At 41.7% G+C, this 21,593-nt stretch carries 22 protein-coding genes; all 22 read left to right on the forward strand.

The window, feature by feature from the left end; all coding sequences use genetic code 11:
• The first annotated feature begins 180 nt into the window (after nucleotides 1-180).
• Nucleotides 181-843 (forward strand): L-serine ammonia-lyase, iron-sulfur-dependent subunit beta, encoded by a 663-nt coding sequence (gene sdaAB, locus MKY27_RS04545; RefSeq protein ID WP_339175514.1) that lies wholly within the window; start codon nucleotides 181-183, stop codon nucleotides 841-843.
• A gap of 12 nt (nucleotides 844-855) precedes the next feature.
• Entirely contained in the window at nucleotides 856-1,776 is a 921-nt protein-coding gene (sdaAA, locus tag MKY27_RS04550) for an L-serine ammonia-lyase, iron-sulfur-dependent, subunit alpha (RefSeq protein WP_251689411.1), read from the forward strand.
• A gap of 403 nt (nucleotides 1,777-2,179) precedes the next feature.
• Complete coding sequence (gene recG / locus MKY27_RS04555; RefSeq protein WP_339198094.1) at nucleotides 2,180-4,219, forward strand: ATP-dependent DNA helicase RecG; 2,040 nt, start codon at nucleotides 2,180-2,182, stop codon at nucleotides 4,217-4,219.
• Between the two features lie 68 nt (nucleotides 4,220-4,287).
• The gene (locus tag MKY27_RS04560; RefSeq protein ID WP_339198097.1) at nucleotides 4,288-4,707 is read left to right on the forward strand and encodes a VOC family protein; all 420 of its coding nucleotides are present in this window, start codon (nucleotides 4,288-4,290) and stop codon (nucleotides 4,705-4,707) included.
• Between the two features lie 116 nt (nucleotides 4,708-4,823).
• Entirely contained in the window at nucleotides 4,824-5,396 is a 573-nt protein-coding gene (gene fapR / locus MKY27_RS04565) for a transcription factor FapR (protein ID WP_339175517.1), read from the forward strand.
• Nucleotides 5,393-6,388 carry a phosphate acyltransferase PlsX gene (plsX, locus tag MKY27_RS04570; RefSeq protein ID WP_339175519.1) on the forward strand — a complete coding sequence of 332 codons (996 nt, stop codon included), beginning with the start codon at nucleotides 5,393-5,395 and terminating at the stop codon, nucleotides 6,386-6,388. Before fapR ends, plsX begins: the two co-directional genes overlap by 4 nt.
• 25 nt (nucleotides 6,389-6,413) lie before the next feature.
• Complete coding sequence (gene fabD / locus MKY27_RS04575) at nucleotides 6,414-7,367, forward strand: ACP S-malonyltransferase (RefSeq protein WP_339198099.1); 954 nt, start codon at nucleotides 6,414-6,416, stop codon at nucleotides 7,365-7,367.
• Nucleotides 7,358-8,104, forward strand: coding sequence for a 3-oxoacyl-[acyl-carrier-protein] reductase (gene fabG / locus MKY27_RS04580; protein WP_339198101.1), 747 nt, complete (start codon nucleotides 7,358-7,360; stop codon nucleotides 8,102-8,104). The genes fabD and fabG overlap by 10 nt, the downstream gene beginning before the upstream one ends.
• Nucleotides 8,105-8,214: 110 nt before the next feature.
• A complete protein-coding gene (gene acpP, locus MKY27_RS04585; RefSeq protein WP_008403327.1) occupies nucleotides 8,215-8,451 on the forward strand; it encodes an acyl carrier protein in 237 nt (78 codons plus the stop codon).
• A gap of 204 nt (nucleotides 8,452-8,655) precedes the next feature.
• Entirely contained in the window at nucleotides 8,656-9,417 is a 762-nt protein-coding gene (gene rnc, locus MKY27_RS04590; RefSeq protein ID WP_339198104.1) for a ribonuclease III, read from the forward strand.
• Between the two features lies 1 nt (nucleotide 9,418).
• A complete protein-coding gene (gene smc, locus MKY27_RS04595; RefSeq protein ID WP_339198107.1) occupies nucleotides 9,419-13,000 on the forward strand; it encodes a chromosome segregation protein SMC in 3,582 nt (1,193 codons plus the stop codon).
• The gene (ftsY, locus tag MKY27_RS04600; protein ID WP_339198110.1) at nucleotides 12,997-14,259 is read left to right on the forward strand and encodes a signal recognition particle-docking protein FtsY; all 1,263 of its coding nucleotides are present in this window, start codon (nucleotides 12,997-12,999) and stop codon (nucleotides 14,257-14,259) included. Before smc ends, ftsY begins: the two co-directional genes overlap by 4 nt.
• A gap of 154 nt (nucleotides 14,260-14,413) precedes the next feature.
• Complete coding sequence (locus MKY27_RS04605; protein ID WP_339175524.1) at nucleotides 14,414-14,749, forward strand: putative DNA-binding protein; 336 nt, start codon at nucleotides 14,414-14,416, stop codon at nucleotides 14,747-14,749.
• 12 nt (nucleotides 14,750-14,761) lie between these two features.
• On the forward strand, nucleotides 14,762-16,120 hold the full coding sequence (ffh, locus tag MKY27_RS04610) for a signal recognition particle protein (protein ID WP_339175525.1): 1,359 nt from the start codon (nucleotides 14,762-14,764) through the stop codon (nucleotides 16,118-16,120).
• Between the two features lie 92 nt (nucleotides 16,121-16,212).
• Complete coding sequence (gene rpsP / locus MKY27_RS04615) at nucleotides 16,213-16,485, forward strand: 30S ribosomal protein S16 (protein WP_008403312.1); 273 nt, start codon at nucleotides 16,213-16,215, stop codon at nucleotides 16,483-16,485.
• A gap of 27 nt (nucleotides 16,486-16,512) precedes the next feature.
• Nucleotides 16,513-16,746, forward strand: coding sequence for a KH domain-containing protein (locus MKY27_RS04620; RefSeq protein ID WP_008403311.1), 234 nt, complete (start codon nucleotides 16,513-16,515; stop codon nucleotides 16,744-16,746).
• Between the two features lie 128 nt (nucleotides 16,747-16,874).
• A complete protein-coding gene (gene rimM / locus MKY27_RS04625; protein ID WP_339175527.1) occupies nucleotides 16,875-17,396 on the forward strand; it encodes a ribosome maturation factor RimM in 522 nt (173 codons plus the stop codon).
• Nucleotides 17,393-18,121 (forward strand): tRNA (guanosine(37)-N1)-methyltransferase TrmD, encoded by a 729-nt coding sequence (trmD, locus tag MKY27_RS04630; protein WP_339175528.1) that lies wholly within the window; start codon nucleotides 17,393-17,395, stop codon nucleotides 18,119-18,121. Before rimM ends, trmD begins: the two co-directional genes overlap by 4 nt.
• Before the next feature lie 131 nt (nucleotides 18,122-18,252).
• On the forward strand, nucleotides 18,253-18,597 hold the full coding sequence (gene rplS / locus MKY27_RS04635; RefSeq protein WP_008403308.1) for a 50S ribosomal protein L19: 345 nt from the start codon (nucleotides 18,253-18,255) through the stop codon (nucleotides 18,595-18,597).
• A 180-nt stretch (nucleotides 18,598-18,777) separates the two neighbouring features.
• On the forward strand, nucleotides 18,778-19,341 hold the full coding sequence (gene lepB / locus MKY27_RS04640) for a signal peptidase I (protein ID WP_339175529.1): 564 nt from the start codon (nucleotides 18,778-18,780) through the stop codon (nucleotides 19,339-19,341).
• A gap of 101 nt (nucleotides 19,342-19,442) precedes the next feature.
• Entirely contained in the window at nucleotides 19,443-20,396 is a 954-nt protein-coding gene (ylqF, locus tag MKY27_RS04645; protein ID WP_339175530.1) for a ribosome biogenesis GTPase YlqF, read from the forward strand.
• A gap of 422 nt (nucleotides 20,397-20,818) precedes the next feature.
• Complete coding sequence (locus MKY27_RS04650; protein ID WP_339198111.1) at nucleotides 20,819-21,592, forward strand: ribonuclease HII; 774 nt, start codon at nucleotides 20,819-20,821, stop codon at nucleotides 21,590-21,592.
• Nucleotide 21,593: the final 1 nt, after the last annotated feature.

Below are 21,593 nucleotides of genomic sequence, written 5' to 3' on the forward strand. Positions count from 1 at the left end.
TCAGGGGGAATATTTCCATTACTTTATCCTCTTACTACTTACACGTCTGCGTAAAGTTATGGAGGATCATCCTCAATTTGGTTATTATTCTGTTTTTACAACAAGAAGTTTGTTAATTGCAGAGAAAATGAGTACACTAGGAGTAAATGAAAGTATGAAAGAATATGGGGGGACAACTTTATGAAGTTTACATCGGTTTTTGATATTATTGGACCTGTTATGATTGGTCCATCCTCTTCACATACAGCAGGGGCAGCACGAATTGGACGTGTTGCACGCGACTTGTTTGGACGCCAGCCAAAATGGGCGAAAATTTATTTATACGGTTCTTTTGCCGAAACATACCGCGGCCATGGAACAGATGTGGCAATTATCGGTGGCTTACTAGATTACGATACAGATGATGAACGTATTAAAACTTCTTTTGCCGAAGCAGAAAAAGCAGGCTTGCAATTTGAATTCATTCCGGAAACAGCTAATAAAGAACATCCAAATACTGCGCGGATATTGATGGGCGATGACGAATCGGAAATGAGCGTTGAAGGTATTTCAATCGGCGGCGGTAAAATTGAAATTAGTGAAGTGAACGGATTCAAGCTGCGTCTGACAGGCGGTATGCCTGCAATTTTAGTTGTGCATGATGACCGTGCAGGCTGTATTGCAAACGTGGCGAATTGTTTAGCCATGCATGATGTTAATATTGGACATATGGAAGTATCGCGTATTGAACGTGGTTTAACCGCTTTAATGGTAATTGAAGTCGATCAAAACATTGATCAGCGTCTGTTAGAGCAAATTTCATACATTCCGCATATTACGAAAGTATCGAAAATTAATAACTAAGGGGTGGCAAATATGGATGTTTTATTCCGCAGTGTTCGTGAACTGGTGGAGTTAGCTGAAAGAGAAGGAAAGCTGATTTCCGAATTGATGATTGAGCAGGAAATGTTAATTACAGGTCGCTCGCGTGAAGAAATTTTTACACAGATGGACCGTAACTTAACGATTATGGAAGAAGCGGTCGAGCGCGGCTTAAAAGGTGTACAATCCGTAACAGGCTTAACGGGTGGCGATGCTGTACTTATTCAAAATTATATTAAAAAAGGCAACACATTAGCCGGAGACCTTTTACTTGATGCTGTCAGCAAGGCGGTTGCAACAAACGAAGTGAATGCGGCAATGGGTACAATTTGTGCGACACCAACTGCTGGTTCAGCAGGAGTAGTTCCGGGGACATTGTTTGCCGTTCAAAATAAATTAAATCCGACACGTGAACAAATGATTCGCTATTTATTCACGTCCGGAGCATTCGGATTTATCGTGGCGAACAATGCTTCTATTTCAGGTGCTGAAGGCGGCTGCCAGGCGGAAGTCGGCAGTGCATCGGCAATGGCCGCTGCTGCGATTGTGGAAATGGCTGGCGGAACAGCACAGCAAAGTTCGGAAGCATTTGCCATCACGCTGAAAAATATGCTCGGATTAGTATGTGACCCTGTTGCAGGCTTAGTTGAAGTACCTTGTGTTAAACGGAATGCAATGGGTGCATCCAATTCATTAGTCGCAGCGGATATGGCTTTAGCAGGTGTGACAAGCCGTATTCCATGTGATGAGGTAATCGGCGCAATGTACCGAATCGGTCAGGCAATGAGCCCGAACTTGAAAGAAACAGCACGTGGCGGTTTGGCTGCAACACCAACGGGCAAAGCCATTACCCATGCAATCTTTGAAGGCGGAGACCTGAAAAGCCTGCTAAAATCACGTGTAGGCAGTAACTAATTAATCTAATGAGATATTCAAAAATCGGGCGGGCAGAAGTAGAAATTTCATAGAACAAGGTGAAAATCCGTATTAAGAAACGGATAATTTATAAAATTGATTGGAATGGAGGGGCGACTCCTGGGGGAATAGCGTGACGCCTGAGACTAGGAACAAAAGCTAAGAACGCCACGTCCTGTGGCAACGCTTTTGTGACCAACATCGTGTTGGCCTCACGCTCCCGGAAAGCGTCCCCGGAATGGAAATCAATTTTTACGCACAGCGAAAAAATAACATTTTTCTCATAGAGAAAAATGTTATTTTTGGGTTTGCCTTGGCTTTTTTTAGTTTACGAGGGAACGTATGCACCCATTTTATGATATTGTTAAATTATTAAAACTCGTAAAGGAAGGAAGTGTCAACAATGATTCATGAGCCAGTTTCACAATTAAAGGGAATCGGAAAAGAAACAGCCGAAAATTTAATGAAAATTGGCATCGAGACAATCCATGACTTGATTTGGACATTTCCATACCGCCATGAAGATTTTCGATTAAAAGATTTGACTGAAACACCGCATAATGAGCGTGTGACGATTGAAGCACGTGTCGAAAGTGAACCGACCGTATTGTTTTTAGGGAAAAACAAGTCACGACTGCAATTTACGGCTCTTGCAGGAAGACATTTAATTAAAGTTGTGTTTTTCAATCAAAATTATTTACGGCAAAAAATTTCAACTGGCGGCATCATTACGGTTACCGGGAAATGGGATCGCGGTCGCCAAGTGATTGTCGGTTCGTCCGTGACGTTCGGACCGAAAACAGAACAAGTTGATTTTGAGCCTGTCTACAGCTTAAAAGGGAATATTCAGCAAAAGCGCTTCCGTAAATATATGCGCCAAGCATTGGATACCGTGAAGGATCAATTACCTGAAACATTGCCGCACTATCTGCGTGAAAACTACCAGTTGGTCAATATTCAAGAAGCGCTCGAAGGGGTACATTTCCCGCAAAGTGCAGACCATGCAAAACAGGCGCGCCGCCGCTTCGTTTATGAGGAATTACTGCAGTTCCAGCTGCGTATTCAAGCATTGAGAAAAGCGAATAAGGAAAATGAAAAAGGGATTTCCGTCCGCTTTGACCTGGAAAAATTAAAGGAATTTATTGCAACTCTGCCGTATGAATTAACAGGGGCCCAAAAGCGGGTTGTCAATGAAATATGCAAAGATTTACTGCTGCCGCAACGTATGAATCGTCTACTTCAAGGGGATGTTGGATCAGGGAAGACTGTTGTTGCGGCAATCGGTCTATATGCCGCTGTTACGGCTGGTTATCAAGGGGCTTTAATGGCTCCGACAGAAATTTTAGCCGAGCAGCATGCTGAAAACTTGCATATGTGGTTTGATCCGATCGGAGTTAAGATCGCTTTATTGTCGGGCTCCACAAAAACAAAGGCACGTCGCGAATTGTTAGCACAGCTTGTAGCAGGGGAAATCGATATTCTCATTGGGACACATGCACTTATCCAGCCAGATGTCGAATTCAAGAAGTTAGGCTTTGTCATTACGGATGAGCAACACCGGTTTGGTGTAGAACAGCGTCGTGTACTGCGTGAAAAAGGTGAAAATCCGGATGTACTGTTCATGACGGCGACACCTATTCCTCGTACATTAGCCATTACAGCCTTTGGTGAGATGGATGTTTCGATTATTGATGAATTGCCTGCAGGAAGGAAAGAAATTGAAACGCATTGGCTGAAAAAAGAGCAGCTGAACAGTGTGCTGATGCGCATGACCCAAGAACTTGAAGCAGGCCGCCAAGCCTATGTCATTGCTCCGTTAATCGAAGAGTCCGATAAACTCGATGTACAAAATGCAGTGGAAGCTTATGAACAATTAAAGGCATATTTCGGCAACCGTTTTGAAATCGGCCTGATGCACGGTCGATTGCATTCGGACGAAAAAGATGCGGTTATGCGGGCATTCAGTGATGGGGAAATTCATGTACTTGTATCGACAACTGTTGTCGAGGTTGGGGTAAACGTACCGAACGCAACGTTTATGACAATTTATGATGCCGAGCGTTTTGGTTTAGCTCAGCTTCACCAGCTGCGCGGACGTGTTGGCCGGGGAGAACATCAATCTTATTGTGTACTGATTGCCGACCCGAAAACAGATGAAGGAAAAGAACGTATGATGAGTATGACCGAGACGAATGACGGTTTCCGCCTGGCTGAAAAAGATTTGGAATTGCGCGGCTCAGGGGACTTCTTCGGCAAGCGACAAAGCGGGTTGCCGGAATTTAAATTGGCCGACCTTGTCCATGATTACCGGGCACTTGAAACAGCAAGACAGGATGCCGAAAAAATGCTCTATGATGAAGCATTTTGGCAAGATCCGGAATATGAATTTTTACGGGAGGATTTAACGGCTTCCGGCGTTCTGCAAGGAGAACGAATCGATTAAACGATTAGAACCTGGAATTGGTGGAAAACTAATTAAGCTATTTAAAAATGCTGAAAAGAGGTTATAAGATGGGAAATATGTATCCGTATTTCGTACTAAATGGACAAGCAAAAGAAGCAGTGGTGTTATATGCAGAACTGTTTAATGCCAAAAGTGTAACGATTTCAACATTCGGAGAATTACCGCCAAACCCCGAGAACCCTATTCCACCAGAAGCAAAAGATCTGGTCATGAATGCGCAAATTGAATTGCAGGAAGGTCAAATGATGTTTTCTGATACGTATCCGGGTTCTCCGCAAGTGACGGTAGGGGACAATATTAGCATTGCCTATACGTCAAAAGATGAGCAGGAAATCCGATATATCTTCGATGGTTTAAAAGAAGGCGGAAAGGTCGTAATGGAGTTACAGGAGACCTTTTGGAGCAAGTGCTACGGTCAGGTGAAAGACAAGTTCGGGGTGCTGTGGCAGCTAAGCCTTGAAGCATAAGATTTCAAGAACGCGACAAAAAGTTGTTGCGTTCTTTTTTTTATACATGTATATTGATATTAGTACCAAGTGCTAATACTAATCTTTTAGAAAATTAAAGGTAGGTAACAAATACGATGAAGCGTTCCAAAAAAGAGCGACAGTCGTTATTGACTGAGCAGATCGCAGACAATCCTTTCGTGACAGATGAACAATTAGCAGCTGAATTTAATGTGAGCGTTCAAACAATCCGATTGGATCGCATGGAACTCGCTATTCCGGAATTGCGTGAACGTATTAAAGATGTTGCTGCTAAAAAATATGATGAAGTAAAATCGTTGCCACTCGATGAAGTCATCGGTGAAATTATTGATATAGAGCTGGATAACCGGGCAATTTCAATATTTGATGTTGGAGAAGAGCATGTTTTCCAGCGCAATGGCATAGCGCGCGGTCACCATCTATTTGCACAGGCCAATTCTTTGGCGGTTGCAGTAATTGATGATGAGCTTGCCCTTACTGTAAAATCAAATGTAGCTTTCGTGAAACCGGTTCGAGCAGGTAATCGTGTCGTAACGAAGGCCGTTGTAAAAGGGAAAAACCCTGATAAAAACCGTACATTTATCGAAGTAACTTCTTCTGTTGATAATGAACTAGTTTTCAAAGGAGAGTTTGAAATGTATCGGATGAAAGGTGAAGAAACAACATGAAAATAGCAGTAGATGGTATGGGCGGAGATAACGCACCAAAAGCAATCGTGGAAGGTGTCTTCATGGCGCTTGAAGATTTTCCGAAATTAACAATTGATCTGTATGGCGATGAACAGAAAATGGCGCCTTACTTAAAGAACCATGATCGCCTGACGGTTGTTCATTGCAGTGAAGTTGTAGAGGGAGAAGATGATCCGGCACGCGCAGTACGCCGTAAAAAAGATTCTTCAATGGCACGTATGCTGGATGCAGTTGCTGAAGGAAAAGCGGACGCTTGTTTATCGGCTGGGAATACAGGTGCTTTAATGGCAGGCGGACTTTTCAAAGTAGGACGTATTGATGGGGTCGCACGTCCTGCATTAGCAACAACATTACCTACGATGAATGGTGACGGCTTCCTAATGCTTGATTTAGGGGCGAATGCAGATGCAAAACCTGAAAACTTATTACAGTACGCAATCATGGGTGATATTTATGTGAAGCAAGTACGCGGTCAAAAATCACCACGTATTGGACTATTAAATATCGGAACGGAAGATAAAAAAGGTAATGAGTTAACTAAATCGGCATTCACATTAATGAAAGAAGCGGATTTCAACTTTGAAGGTAATGTGGAAGCACGCGAATTACTGAATGGGGTCGCAGATGTTGTCGTAACGGATGGGTTTACAGGCAATATGGTGCTGAAAACAATCGAAGGTACAGCAGGCACGGTTTTCAAAATGTTGAAGGATGCATTATTTGCTACAACAAAAACAAAGATTGCTGCTGCATTAGTGAAAAACGACTTGAAGCAGTTAAAAGATAAAATGGATTATACAGAATACGGTGGTGCGGCTTTATTCGGCCTGAAAGCACCTGTTATTAAGGCGCATGGCTCTTCGAATGCACGTGCGATTTACAGTGCAATTCGTCAAGCGACAATTATGGTAGAGCATAAAGTATGCGAAACAATTACTAAAAAAATTGAGCAATTGCCAAAGCCAGAATAAGCTTTTTCACAAAGGGGATTATCAAATGACAAAAGTTGCTTTTATTTTTCCAGGACAAGGTTCACAAACTGTAGGGATGGGTGCGGAGTTTGTTGCGAATGATGAAGTAAGCAAACAGTATTATGAACGAGCAAACGAAGTGTTGAACCTTCCACTGTCGGACTATATGCTGAACGGTCCGCAAGAAACATTAACACTGACATACCATGCTCAGCCAGCTTTATTGACATCAGGGGTGATGATCGCAAACAAGCTGATTGAAGCCGGTATTGCACCGCAATATACTGCGGGACATTCATTAGGAGAATACAGTGCATTTGTCATTTCAGGAGTAATTGATTTTGAAGATGCAGTTCAAACAGTTCATAGACGGGGTGTATTTATGGACGAGGCAGTACCTGCAGGTCAAGGAGCAATGGCAGCTATATTGGCGTTAGATGGAGAAAAGCTGGACGCCATTTGCCAACAAGTATCCGCTGAAGGAGAAGTCGTTCAAGTGGCGAACTTCAACTGTCCGGGCCAAATTGTGATTTCAGGGACGAAACTAGGTGTTGACGAGGCATGTATAAGAGCGAAGGAAGCGGGAGCAAAACGAGCTTTACCATTAGTCGTGAGCGGTCCTTTCCATAGTTCATTAATGCAGAAAGCGGCACATAATTTAAAAGATACAGTAGAAAATTTACCATTGCAGGAACCAAAAATTCCGGTAGTGAGCAATGTAACTTCAGAGCTTTTAACAACGGTGGAAGCAATTAAAGAAGAAATGGTTGCCCAAGTAACAAGCTCTGTACAATGGCAGCAAAACATTGAAAAGCTTATTGCTGAAGGGGTAACAGTCTTTATCGAATGCGGACCTGGAAAAGTATTATCAGGCTTAGTGAAAAAAATCGACCGCAATGTACAAACTTACTGTGTATATGATGAGGCGAGTTTAACACAAGTTGTTGAGGCATCAAAGGAGTGGAAACAATGGGTTTAACAGGGAAATGTGCAGTTGTAACAGGGGCATCTCGTGGCATTGGTCGCGCAATCGCATTACAATTGGCAAGTGAAGGTGCAAAAGTCGTTGTCAATTACAGCGGGAGCGAGCAAAAGGCACAGGAAGTAGTAGAAGAAATTAAAGCAAATGGCGGCGAAGCGATTGCTGTTCAGGCGAATGTAGCAGACGCGGATTCTGTACAGAATTTAATGAAATCGGCACTTGATACGTACGGTTCGATTGATATTTTAGTGAACAATGCGGGCATCACGCGCGACAATTTGTTAATGCGTATGAAAGATGACGAATGGGATGATGTCATCAATACGAATTTAAAAGGCGTGTTCCTTTGTACAAAAGCTGTAACGCGACAAATGATGAAGCAGCGTGCAGGTCGCATCATTAATATTTCTTCGATCGTCGGAGTTGCAGGTAATGCCGGACAGGCAAACTATGTAGCGGCAAAAGCGGGTGTCATCGGTTTAACGAAGACAACTGCGCAGGAGCTTGCTTCACGTAATATTTTAGTCAACGCTCTTGCTCCAGGCTTTATTACAACGGAAATGACAGAAGGCTTACCGGAAGATTTGAAAGAAGGTATGCTTAAACAAATTCCGTTGGCTAAATTGGGTCAACCGGAAGATATCGCCAAAGCTGTCGTATTTTTCGCATCAGACAGTTCTAATTACATTACAGGCCAAACACTGCAAATAGACGGCGGCATGGTAATGGCTTAATATGATTGAAATATAAAAACTCTAGTTGATTGGAGTGAAGGGCCGAGTCATACAGACGTGCCCGTAACGGAAATTAACAGGGTTAGAATTCTTGAGGGGAGGTGACTGATTTGTCTACAGTATTTGAGCGTGTTTCAAAAGTAGTCGTTGACCGTTTAGGCGTTGACGAAAGCGAAGTGAAATTAGAAGCATCATTCCGTGAGGATTTAGGTGCAGATTCATTAGATGTTGTTGAGTTAGTAATGGAACTTGAAGATGAGTTCGATATGGAAATTTCTGATGAAGATGCAGAAAAAATTGCAACAGTTGGTAATGCAATTTCATACATCGAAAGCAAAATTAGCTAATTCATTTATAAAACATAAGGCTGTACGAGGTCAAAACGACTTTTGTACAGCCTTTTTTACGTCTGAAAATTGCGTTAAATAGGAGTTTCTAGCGGAGTGAACAAATAAAACGAAATTTGATAGGAATTTGACTGATACCCTTTGCACATTGCTATAGAACAAGGTAAACTAAACGATAGAAACTAGAAGGAAGGCAGAAAGTACATGACCTATAGAAAAAAAGGGAACAACCAGAAACCCGGTGTACTCCCTGAAAAAGTAAAATCACAATTTGAAGTTTTAGAAAACGAAATGAACATTCATTTCCAGAATAAAGATTTATTATATCAAGCATTTACACATTCATCTTATGTGAATGAGCATCGCCGCAAATTATTTACGGACAACGAGCGATTAGAATTTTTAGGGGACGCAGTTTTAGAGTTATCTGTATCAAAATATTTATTTGAAAAATTTCCGCATATGAGCGAAGGGGAACTTACGAAATTACGTGCATCAATCGTTTGTGAGCCATCACTAGTTGTTTTTGCGAATGAACTGAACTTCGGGCAATTTGTTTTATTAGGTAAAGGTGAAGAATTAACAGGTGGTCGTGAACGTCCGGCATTGCTTGCTGACGTATTTGAATCATTTGTCGGAGCTCTTTATTTAGATCAAGGTCTGGAAGTAGTTGTCGCATTTTTAGAACGTGTCGTATTCCCTAAAGTTGAAGTCGGTGCTTTTTCGCATGTGATGGATTTTAAAAGTCAATTACAAGAAATTATTCAACAAACAAACAACGGCCTTTTACATTATGAGATTGTTGATGAAAAAGGACCAGCGCATAATCGTACATTCGTTTCACGCGTATTGTTAAACAGCCAGGAGTTAGGTGTTGGCCGTGGAAAATCAAAGAAAGAGGCTGAGCAGCAAGCAGCACAAAGTGCCATGCTGATGCTTAAGCAGTCAAAGCAAGAGGAGGAATAACATGTTCCTTAAAAGACTCGAAGTAGTAGGCTTTAAATCATTTGCCGAACGTATCGGGATTGATTTTGTACCTGGTGTTACTGCAGTAGTAGGACCAAATGGTAGTGGGAAAAGTAATGTAACAGATGCAATTCGGTGGGTTTTAGGAGAGCAGTCTGCCAAAAGTCTGCGCGGAGCCAAAATGGAAGACGTTATTTTTGCAGGAAGTGAATCGAGAAGAGCACTGAACTTTGCGGAAGTTACACTCGTTTTAGATAATACAGATGAGCAAGTAGCAATACCTTATACAGAGGTAAGTGTGACAAGACGGGTTTATCGCTCAGGTGAAAGTGAATATTTACTGAATAACCAGCAATGCCGTCTAAAAGATATTACAGACTTGTTTATGGATTCGGGTCTTGGGAAAGAAGCCTTTTCCATTATTTCACAAGGACGGGTTGATGAAATTCTAAACAGCCGTCCAGATGACCGCCGCAGTATTTTTGAAGAGGCTGCAGGTGTTTTAAAATATAAGCAGCGCAAGAAAAAAGCAGAGCACAAACTTGTAGAAACAGATGAAAACCTAAATCGGGTTCTCGATATTTTGCATGAAATCGATCAGCGTCTGGAACCATTGAAAATTCAGGCGTCGAGCGCGAAAGATTATGTGCGAATGACGGAAGAACTGAAAGATTTTGATATAGCATTAATGGTTCATGATATCCGTGCGAACGGGAAAGTATTGCAAGGCTATACTGAAGAGCAGCGGAAATTAACAGCAACCGAAAAAGAACATGCAGCTGAAATTGCGACAGTTGAACAACAATTGCGCAAAATGCGTACAGAGTTAAAAGCTATCGACGAAGTGCTGGACAGTTCTCAAGAACAGCTTGTTGAGGCAAGTGCGGAAGTAGAACGCTGGGAAGGCCGAAAAGCACTCTTTAACGAAAAGCGTTCAAATGCCGAAAAACAAATTCAGCAACTGCGTGAAAGCTTAACGGAAGCTTCCAATATGGTAAAAGAATTGCTGGAGGCTGAGCGTGAAAAACGCGGTCAGTTTACAGAAAAGCAAAAAATCGTTACCGAAATCCGTTCGGCATTAAAACAGGTTGAGCAAGCTTTAACACGTTCTGCTTCAGAAATCGAGCAGGAAATTGAAGATGCGAAAAATACGTACATTAACTTACTTAACGAAGAAGCGACAGTAAAAAATGAATTAAAGCATATTGATCAGCAACTTTCGCAGGAACAGGCATCTGTAGAGCGAATGTCAGGTCGTTCTTCTGAAATCCAAAAAGAACTGACTGAAGCACTCATTGCAAAAGAAGTGACAGAACGTGCGCTTGAACAGGCAGAACTGTCGGTAAAAGAACAGCTTAGTCATTTTGATGTTATGCAGGTTCAGTTGAAATCGGCAACTGCCGATTTGGATGAAAAACAAGCGTTATTGTATAAAGCTTATCAGCATCATCAGCAATTAAAGGCACGTAAAGAAACATTGGCTGAACTTGAAGCTGATTTTTCAGGCTTCTTCCATGGTGTTAAGGAAGTTCTTTTAGCGCGGGACCGTAAAGAACTGCAAGGGATAGAAGGTGCGGTAGCCGAGCTGATTCAAGTTGAGGCGAAATACTCTCAGGCAATTGAAACAGCATTAGGTGCAGCTTCACAGCATATTGTGACAGAAAATGAACAGCATGCCCAAAAAGCGATTGGCTGGTTGAAGCAAAAACGTGCAGGTCGTGCAACATTTTTACCGAAAACAGTTATGCGTTCACGAAAAATCCATGCACAGCAACTGAGCGATATTCAATCACATCCTGCCTATGTTGCGCTGGCTTATGAACTAGTGAATTATGCACAGGAAAATACGACAATTATAGAAAACCTTTTAGGCAATGTATTAGTTGCATCTTCTTTGGAAGGCGCGAGTCAAATTGCCCGTTTATGCGGCTTTAAGTACCGCGTTGTTACACTTGAAGGGGATATCGTAAATGCTGGCGGTTCCTTAACAGGTGGTGCCGTAAAGCAGCAAAGTTCATTGTTCTCGCGTAAAGCGGAACTTGATAAGCTCGTTACGACATTGGCCGATATGGAATCAACAATCCAATCTGCTGAGCAAACGGTAGCGACGAAAAAAGAACAGATTGCAACATTGCGACATTCATTGGAAGAGTTGAAGCTGCAAGGTGAATCATTGCGTGAGCAAGAGCAAATTCACCGTTCGAAGCTTATGGAACTCGATATGATCGTGAAGAACTTACAGACGACGGTAACGATTACGCAATCGGAGCAAACTTCATTATCGACACGTAAAGAGTCTTTAAATGAACAGCAGTCAGCTGCACAATCGCGATTGACTGAGTTAAGTAAAGAATTACAGGAAATACAGCAAACGGTTGATGAACTGACACTTGCTAAGGCTCAGAGTGAAACGCAAAAAGATGTGTTGCGTGAACAGTTAGCACAAAAGAGATCTGAACTCGCTGTTGCTCAAGAACAATTAACGCAAGTACAGGCATCGATTGCAGGAATAGAACTTAATTTGTCTAAAGCACAGGGAAATGTCGAAAAAATTTCCCGGGAAATCGACTGGGTAGAATCTGAAGATGGCTTAAATGGACCTTCAGCAGAAGAATTAGCCCAAACAATTGTCGAATGGACGGAGAAAAAAGACGCACTGACAGAGATTATTCAAAAGAACCGTACAATGCGTTCAACTTTGCATGATCAAGTTACGGAAAATGAAATTCACCTGCAGGAAATACAGCGAGTACACAAAAGCTATGTTGATGCATTGCGTGCACTGGAGCTGAAATGCAGCAGAATCGAATTTGAAATGAATAGTTTGCAAGAGCAATTACTCGAGCAGTATGAACTTGATGTTCTATCTGCCCAAGAAGAAGCAATCAGCATTGAAGACGAAGAACAAGTCCGTCGGAAAGTGAAGCTGCTGAAGCAATCGATTGAAGAACTTGGTCCGGTCAATTTGACTTCGATTGAGGAATATGAGCGTGTTCAGGAGCGCTATACATTCTTAAGTGAACAACGGGAAGATTTGGTCGCTGCAAAAGATACGCTGCACAAAGCAATCGGCGAGATGGATGAAGAAATGACAGAGCGATTCAGTGAAACATTTAAGCAGATTCGTAAACAGTTCGTCATTTCATTCAGAGAGCTGTTTGGCGGCGGTACGGCTGACCTGGTGCTGTTGGATCCTACTAATATGTTAGAGACAGGCATTGAAATTATTGCCCAGCCGCCAGGGAAAAAACTGCAAAGCTTAAGCCTGCTTTCGGGCGGTGAACGTGCATTAACAGCTATTGCTTTATTGTTTGCGATTTTAAATACACGACCTGTTCCATTCTGTATTTTGGATGAGGTTGAGGCAGCATTGGATGAATCGAATGTTGTGCGTTATAGTGAATATTTACGTAAATTTAGTGAGCATACTCAATTCATCGTCATTACGCACCGTAAAGGCACGATGGAAGGGGCAGATGTTCTGTACGGTATTACAATGCAAGAGTCGGGTGTATCGAAACTTGTATCGGTAAAACTGGAAGAACATGCTGAATTAGTAGCGCAAGGGAGTGGCGGAAGATGAGTTTTTTTAAGCGACTGAAAGAAAAACTGGCAGGTAACAGTGAACAAAAAGAACTGCAAGAGCAACAAGAGCAACAGGCGGATCTGTTACCGCTTGATGAACAAGAACAAGAAGTACAAGAAGAAAATCAATTAATTGAAACGGTAGAGGAAGAAAAATCCAAAACTGAACAAATTGCCGAAAAAGAGCAAGACGAAATAATTGAACAGCCGGAAATTGCTGAAGTGGAGCCTGTTGAAGAAGAGACTGCAAATCAATCGGACACAGAAGTAGAGGAGCAACCTCAAAAGCAGTCTGCCTGGTCGATCACTCAGAAGTTTAAAGCGGGATTGGAAAAAACACGTAATTCTTTCACTTCTAAAGTAAACGATTTAGTTGCACGTTATCGTAAAGTAGATGAAGATTTCTTTGAAGAGCTGGAAGATGTTCTGCTGCAAGCGGATGTCGGCTTTGAAACAGTAATGGAATTAATGGATAAATTACGTTTTGAAGTACAGCGCCAAAACATTAAAGATACGAACGGAATTCAGGCGATCATTTCCGAAAAGCTTGTTGAAATTTATGAATCTGGTGAAGAAAATTTAACAGAGTTAAATATTCAGCAGAGCGGTGATTTAACGGTTATTTTATTCGTTGGTGTTAATGGTGTCGGAAAGACTACGACAATCGGTAAATTGGCACACCGTTTAAAATCAGAAGGGAAATCTGTGATGCTGGCAGCGGGAGACACATTCCGTGCCGGTGCCATTGAGCAGCTGCAAGTATGGGGCGACCGTGTCGGTGTAGAAGTTATCGCACAGTCAGAAGGTTCCGACCCTGCAGCGGTAATGTATGATGCGATTCGTGCAGCAAAAAAACGTGGTGTCGATATTTTAATCTGCGATACTGCCGGCCGTCTGCAAAATAAAGTTAACTTAATGAACGAACTTGAAAAAGTGCATCGTGTAATTTCGCGTGAAATTCCGGATGCACCGCATGAAGTACTCCTTGCATTGGATGCGACAACAGGCCAAAATGCGCTTGTTCAGGCTCAAATGTTCAAAGAGGTAACGAATGTAACAGGTATCGTTTTAACAAAACTGGATGGTACTGCAAAAGGCGGTATCGTATTGGCGATCCGCAACAAACTGCACATCCCTGTTAAATTTGTAGGACTTGGTGAAAAAATGGACGACCTGCAGCCGTTTGATGCAGAACGTTATGTCTATGGTTTATTTGCCGAAGGACTGGAAAAAGAACTGGAAAAAGCAGAAGAATAACAATTATATTCCAAAAGCAATTCGTATAATTTTTACGAATTGCTTTTTTTATATTGAAAGAAAAAGGTTATCCCTACGGACAAGGGGATTGCCTTGACAGTAACTGCTCACAAGATTATGATAAGATAGACAAATTATGATTGGAGAGATAAAAATGCTACTTGAAAAAACAACACGCATGAACTTTCTCTTCGACTTTTATCAAGCGTTATTAACTGATAAACAGCGTAGCTATATGGAACTGTATTACTTGGACGATCACTCGTTAGGAGAAATTGCCGAAAGTTATAACATTTCGCGTCAGGCTGTTTACGATAATATTCGCCGTACTGAGGCGATGCTTGAAGAATATGAAGAAAAACTAAATTTATTCGAAAAGTTTCAACAACGTCAAATTGTGTTAAAACAATTGGCGGATGCGATTGAGGATGAGGCTTCTACGAAAGAAGCGAAACTTGCATTAGTTGAACAACTGAAGGAATCGGATTAGGGGGCGAACGAGTTGGCTTTTGAAGGTTTAGCAGAGCGACTCCAAGGTACGATCCAAAAGATTAAAGGTAAAGGGAAAGTTACGGAACAAGACGTTAAAGAAATGATGCGTGAAGTCCGATTTGCCTTAATCGAAGCGGACGTAAACTTAAAGGTAGTTAAAGAATTCGTTAAAAAAGTTAGTGAGCGTGCAGTCGGTGTCGACGTCATGAAATCATTAACACCTGGTCAGCAAGTCATTAAAATTGTACAGGATGAATTGAAGAATTTAATGGGTGGCGAACAAAGCCCGATTAAATTCAGCAACCGTCCTCCGACTGTCATTATGATGGTTGGTTTACAAGGTGCAGGTAAGACGACGACTACAGGTAAGTTGGCGAATGTATTACGTAAAAAATATAATAAAAAACCATTGCTAGTAGCAGCAGATATTTACCGTCCAGCCGCTGTTCAGCAATTACAGACACTAGGGAAACAGTTATCTCTGCCGGTATTCTCACTAGGTACGGATGTTTCACCTGTTGAAATTGCACGTCAGGCAATCGAGCATGCAAAAGAAGAGCATTTGGACGTTGTATTGATCGATACAGCCGGTCGTCTTCATATTGATGAAGAGCTGATGCAGGAACTGAAAGACATTCGCGGTTTAAAAGAGCCGGACGAAGTATTCTTAGTAGTTGATGCGATGACAGGTCAAGATGCTGTAAATGTGGCGCAAAGCTTTAATGAAGCAGTCGGCATTACGGGCGTTGTCTTAACAAAACTGGACGGCGATACTCGTGGTGGTGCGGCGCTGTCAATCCGCTCTGTTACAGAGAAACCGATTAAATTTGTCGGTATGGGTGAAAAGATGGATGCGCTGGAACCATTCCATCCAGAGCGTATGGCTTCACGTATTTTAGGGATGGGTGATGTACTGTCACTGATCGAAAAAGCACAGGCCAACGTAGATATGGAAAAGGCAAAAGAGCTGGAAGAAAAGTTCATGACACAGAGCTTTACGTTTGATGACTTTATCGAACAACTTCAAGCCGTGAAGAAAATGGGACCACTTGATGAATTATTGAAAATGATTCCAGGTGCAAACAAAATGAAAGGCCTTGACAATGTCAAAGTCGATGAAAAGCAGATGGGACGCATCGAAGCGATTATCTATTCGATGACACCAACTGAAAAGACAAACCCGGAAATCATTTCGGCGAGCCGCAAAAAGCGTATTGCTACAGGTTCAGGGACGTCAATTCAGGAAGTAAACCGCTTGCTGAAGCAGTTTGAAGAAATGAAAAAAATGATGAAACAAATGACAGGTATGGCGCAAGGCAAAGGTAAAAAGAAGATGAAAATGCCTGGTTTTGATTCATTATTTAAATAAAAAATAAGGTGTTAAGAAAAAACACTTTACAAACCATCAAGACATTGCTAATATAATATCTTGTGTGAAACTTATTCGGAGGTGCTATTAAAATGGCAGTTAAAATTCGCTTAAAACGTATGGGAGCTAAAAAATCTCCTTTCTATCGTATCGTAGTTGCAGACGCTCGTTCACCACGTGACGGTCGTCAAATCGAAACAGTAGGTACTTACAACCCGCTTACAGTTCCAGCTACAGTACAAATCGATGAAGAGAAAGCTCTTAAATGGTTAACTGATGGTGCAAAACCATCTGATACTGTACGTAACCTGTTCTCAGAACAAGGTATCATGGAAAAATTCCATAACGCTAAATACAGCAAATAATTCAATGATTAATTCGGAGGTGGCATTATGCAGCAGCTGATTGAAGCAATTGTGAAACCGTTAGTCGATTATCCGGAAGACGTTCGTATTGAGACGGACGAAACTTCCAATCGAGTTGTTTATAAGCTTTTTGTTCATCCAGAGGATCGAGGGAAAGTAATAGGCAAGCAAGGACGTGTTGCGAAGGCAATTCGTACGATTGTGTACTCAGCAGCGGGCGGCCACCAGAAGAAAAAGACGTATGTCGATATATTGGATTAGTAAAAGAAGGGTGGCATTTTGCTAACCCTTCTTTTTTTGTTATGATAATTCAATCAGCGGTATTTTATTAAATAAAACGACTAGTTGATTGGAATGGAAATCAACGGGATATTAGAGGTGGAATATACATGGAATGGTTTAATGTAGGTCGTATTGTAAATACACATGGTATTCGCGGAGAGCTGCGAATTTTATCGACAACGGACTTTGAAGAAGAACGTTTTGCGGTAGGCTCGAAACTGGCGGCATTCAAAAAAGATGACAAAAAGCCGACTTGGGTAACGATCAGTTCATCAAGACGCCATAAAAACTTTATTTTGGTGACGTTTGAAGGTATGGAAAACATTAATTTAGTGGAACCATTTAAAGAAGGTCTATTAAAAGTATCAATGGACCAATTGGCGGAAGATGAGCTTGAAGATAATGAATACTACCACTTTGAAATTAAAGATTGTGAAGTGTTTTCTGAAGAAGGAGAACTGATCGGCGTTGTTACCGATATTTTAGAAACAGGCGCAAATGATGTATGGGAAATTAAAGCGCAAAACGGTAAAAAGCATTACATTCCTTTCATTGAAGATATCGTAAAAGATATTGATGTCGATGAAAAGAAAATCGTGATTCACGTAATGGAAGGTTTGTTGGAATGAAGATTCACGTATTAAGTTTATTTCCTGATATGTTCACAGGTGTGTTCGGTTCATCTATTTTAAAAAAAGCTCAGGAAAAAGGTGCTGTTGAACTGGCAGTAACCGATATCCGGGAATACAGTGAAAACAAGCACAAACAAGTGGACGATTACCCATATGGCGGGGGAGCGGGAATGGTATTAAAGCCGGAACCGATGTTCAATGCTGTAGAAGCCATTACTGAAGGCCGCAAGCCACGTGTCATCCTCATGTGCCCGCAAGGCGAGCGCTTTACGCAGAAGAAGGCAGAGGAGCTTGCAAAAGAAGAAGATTTAGTATTTCTTTGCGGCCATTATGAAGGCTATGATGAGCGAATCCGCGAACATCTTGTCACGGATGAGATTTCAATCGGCGACTTTGTTTTAACAGGCGGAGAGCTGCCTGCGATGACGGTAATCGATGCGGTAGTACGTTTATTGCCGGGTGTATTGGGTCAAGAGGATTCACATATTCAGGATTCATTTTCGACAGGTTTATTAGAGCATCCCCATTATACACGTCCAGCTGATTTTAGAGGGATGAAAGTGCCGGATATACTGTTATCTGGGAATCATGCGAAAATCGATGCGTGGCGTGAAGAACAGTCATTCAAGCGTACATTGGAGCGCAGACCGGATTTATTGGATGCCCTTGAATTAACGGACAAGCAAAAGAAAATAATCGAAAAAATTAAGAATGAAATGTAAAGCAAAACTACTTGCAAGCCTATAATAATTATGGTAAGATTCATTTTGTGCTTCAATGTAAGCACTGAATTACGGTGTTCCGCTGTGGCTTAAATTAGCGTGCATGAGCATCTGTCTAAGGAGAGAAAACAATGTCAAACATTATTACAGAGATCACTAAAGATCAATTACGTTCAGACTTACCTACATTCAAACCAGGTGACACAGTTAAGGTACACGTTAAAATCGTTGAGGGTACTCGTGAGCGTATCCAATTATTCGAAGGTGTAGTTATTAAACGTCGTGGTGGCGGAATTAGCGAAACTTTCACAGTACGTAAAATTTCTTACGGTGTTGGTGTAGAGCGTACTTTCCCAGTACACACTCCAAAAATCGCTAAGTTAGAAGTAGTACGTAAAGGTAAAGTACGTCGTGCTAAACTTTACTACCTACGTAACTTACGTGGTAAAGCTGCTCGTATTAAAGAAATTCGATAAGAACTTTTTAGGAGGGGGCTTGTATATACAAGTCCCTTTCTTTCTTTAAATAAAAATGTGTATTAACATGTGAATTTGACAATAAACTATAGATAATATGACGTAATAATTTAGATTAGATTTTTGCTTGATATACATATTTCGTATACAATAAATGTGATGAGCAAGGGGGATAGCTACGTGGAAAAAACTGAAAAAGAAAAAAATGAGCTTTGGGAATGGACGAAAGCTCTACTGATTGCGTTTGCGATTGCCGCATTTATTCGTTACTTTTTATTTACACCGATTGTAGTAGACGGGGATTCAATGATGCCTACCCTTGAAAATGGTGATCGCATGATCGTCAACAAATTCAGCTATAAAATCGGCGAACCCAACCGTTTTGATATCGTCGTATTCCACGCACCTGAACAGAAGGACTATATTAAACGTGTCATTGGTGTTCCAGGAGACTTTGTAGAATATAAGGATGACCAATTATACATTAATGGTGAACCGATCGACGAGCCGTATTTGGACGCATATAAAGCCGAAATCAGCGAAGGCAACTTAACAGGCGACTTCTCGCTGAAAGATATCGATCCGTCACTGGATGTTATTCCGGAAGGCTATGTATTCGTAATGGGCGATAATCGTCGCTTCAGTAAAGACAGCCGCCATATCGGAATCGTCGACCAGAAAGAAATTATCGGCAATACAAGCATCATTTTCTGGCCGTTAAACGAAATTGAGATTGTAAAGTAATATTTATTATCATAAATATTGTCTAAAATGAGGGGGCAGTTTAAACTCCTCATTTTTTTGTTGAGAATAGAAGTACGTAATTTACAGGAGGTTATACAATTATGACAATTCAATGGTTTCCAGGACATATGGCAAAGGCACGCCGCCAAGTATCGGAAAGTTTAAAGCTTGTCGATATCGTTTTTGAACTGGTTGATGCGCGTTTACCATTATCTTCACGTAATCCGATGATCGATGAAGTTATCCATCAAAAACCGCGCCTGCTCATTTTAAATAAACAAGATATGGCTGACGAGCAGGAAACACGCCGCTGGATTCAATATTTCGCCGACAGAGGCTTTAAAGCAGTAGCAATCAACTCGTTGGAAGGGAAAGGCTTGCAGGCGGTTACAAAGGCTGCTCAGGAGATTTTGGCGGAGAAATGGGAACGCATGAAATCAAAAGGAATGAAGCCGCGTGCCATTCGCGCGATGATTGTAGGTATTCCGAACGTCGGAAAATCAACGCTAATCAACCGTTTAGCGAAGAAAAACCTTGCGAAAACGGGAAATATGCCAGGTGTGACAAAAGCACAGCAATGGATTAAAGTCGGCAAGGAAATTGAACTTCTTGATACGCCAGGTATTTTATGGCCGAAGTTTGAAGACCAGGAAGTCGGCTACAAGCTTGCATTAACTGGTGCGATCAAAGATACCATTACGAATATGGAAGACCTGGCTGTATATGGCCTGCGTTTTTTAGAAAAACACTATCCAACGCGCATGGATGAACGTTATAAAATTTCATCCGTATCCGAAGAACTGGTTGAGACATTTGATGCAATCGGAAAGCTGCGCCGAGTGTTTGGACAAGGCGGAGAGATTGACTACGATCAAGTGTCGGTATTAGTTGTACGCGACATTCGTGAACAGAATCTTGGAAAACTCACATTTGATTTTGTTTCCGAGCAACTTGAAAAAGAGCAATTGGAAGAAGCGATTGCCCTGGAAAACGAAGAGCGCCGTAAGAAAACAGCTGCGCTAAATCGCCAGAAAAAGCAAGAAAGCAACGAATAAAGTGGAATAACAGATAGTCAAAACCTTTTTCATTTATTTGAGAAAGGTTTTTTCTTTTATAATAAGAAAAGTAGACGATATAACAGTAAGATTGAGAGAAAGTAAAATTAGATAAAAAGCCAAGTTGATTGGAATGGAGGGGGCGAGTGTTCGTGCTGACGGTTTCACCTTTCGCACTGTTAAAACACTAGCTGACGGCTAGCGCCTTTCGCTACAAGATTTTCTCTGTGACGAAAGCGTTAGCGACAGTCACAAGCAAGCTTCCTGCGGGAACAGCAAAATTTATTTTGCGACGAAAGCGAAGCGACAGGAGCACCGAGGGAGAGACTACAGGCTCGAGCCGTGCCCGCGGAAAGCGTCCGCCCCGGAATGGAAATCAACTCTAGATTAAGAAACGGAAGTAATAGATTTGAGGACTTTATATGAAAACAATTAAAGAGATTACAGAAGCATTAAAAACAGCAGCACAAATCGAGCCATGGATGGATGATATCGTAAAGGATGAACGGGCAGGTGTTCAAAAAGCATGGATGCAATTTCAAAAGCGTCTGGAAAAGATAGAAGCACTCCAACAAGCGCATAATGAAAAACTGCAATTTGACGCAAGCTATTTACCATATGAAAATGCCTATATCGCAGGCACAGATGAAGCGGGAAGAGGACCACTTGCAGGACCAGTCGTAACAGCGGCCGTTATATTGCCGAATTATTGTCAGGAACTGCTTGGCGTAAACGATTCCAAACAATTATCAAAAGAAAAACGCAATCAGTTTGCTGAACGGATCAAAAAATATGCACTTTATTATTCAGTTCATTTTCAAAGTGCCGAAGAAATTGACCGCCTCAATATTTATGAAGCAACACGACAGTCGATGTTAAAAAGTATCGAAACACTCGGCGTCACACCAAATTTCATATTGGCCGATGCGATGACGCTTTCGACATCGATTCCGCAAGCATCCATCATAAAGGGAGATGCTCGCAGCCTGGCAATTGCAGCAGCGTCCATTTTAGCGAAAACGGCACGTGATGACTATATGGAAAAACTGGACCTTGAATATCCGCAATACGGTTTTGCGCAGCATGCCGGCTACGGAACAAAACAGCATCTGGAGGCAATCGCCCAATACGGACCGACAGATCATCATCGAAAAACATTTGAACCGATTAAATCAATGCTTCAAAGAAGGGAGTAAC

Origin of the sequence: Solibacillus sp. FSL R5-0449, from assembly GCF_037975215.1 — a bacterium.
GTDB lineage: Bacteria > Bacillota > Bacilli > Bacillales_A > Planococcaceae > Solibacillus.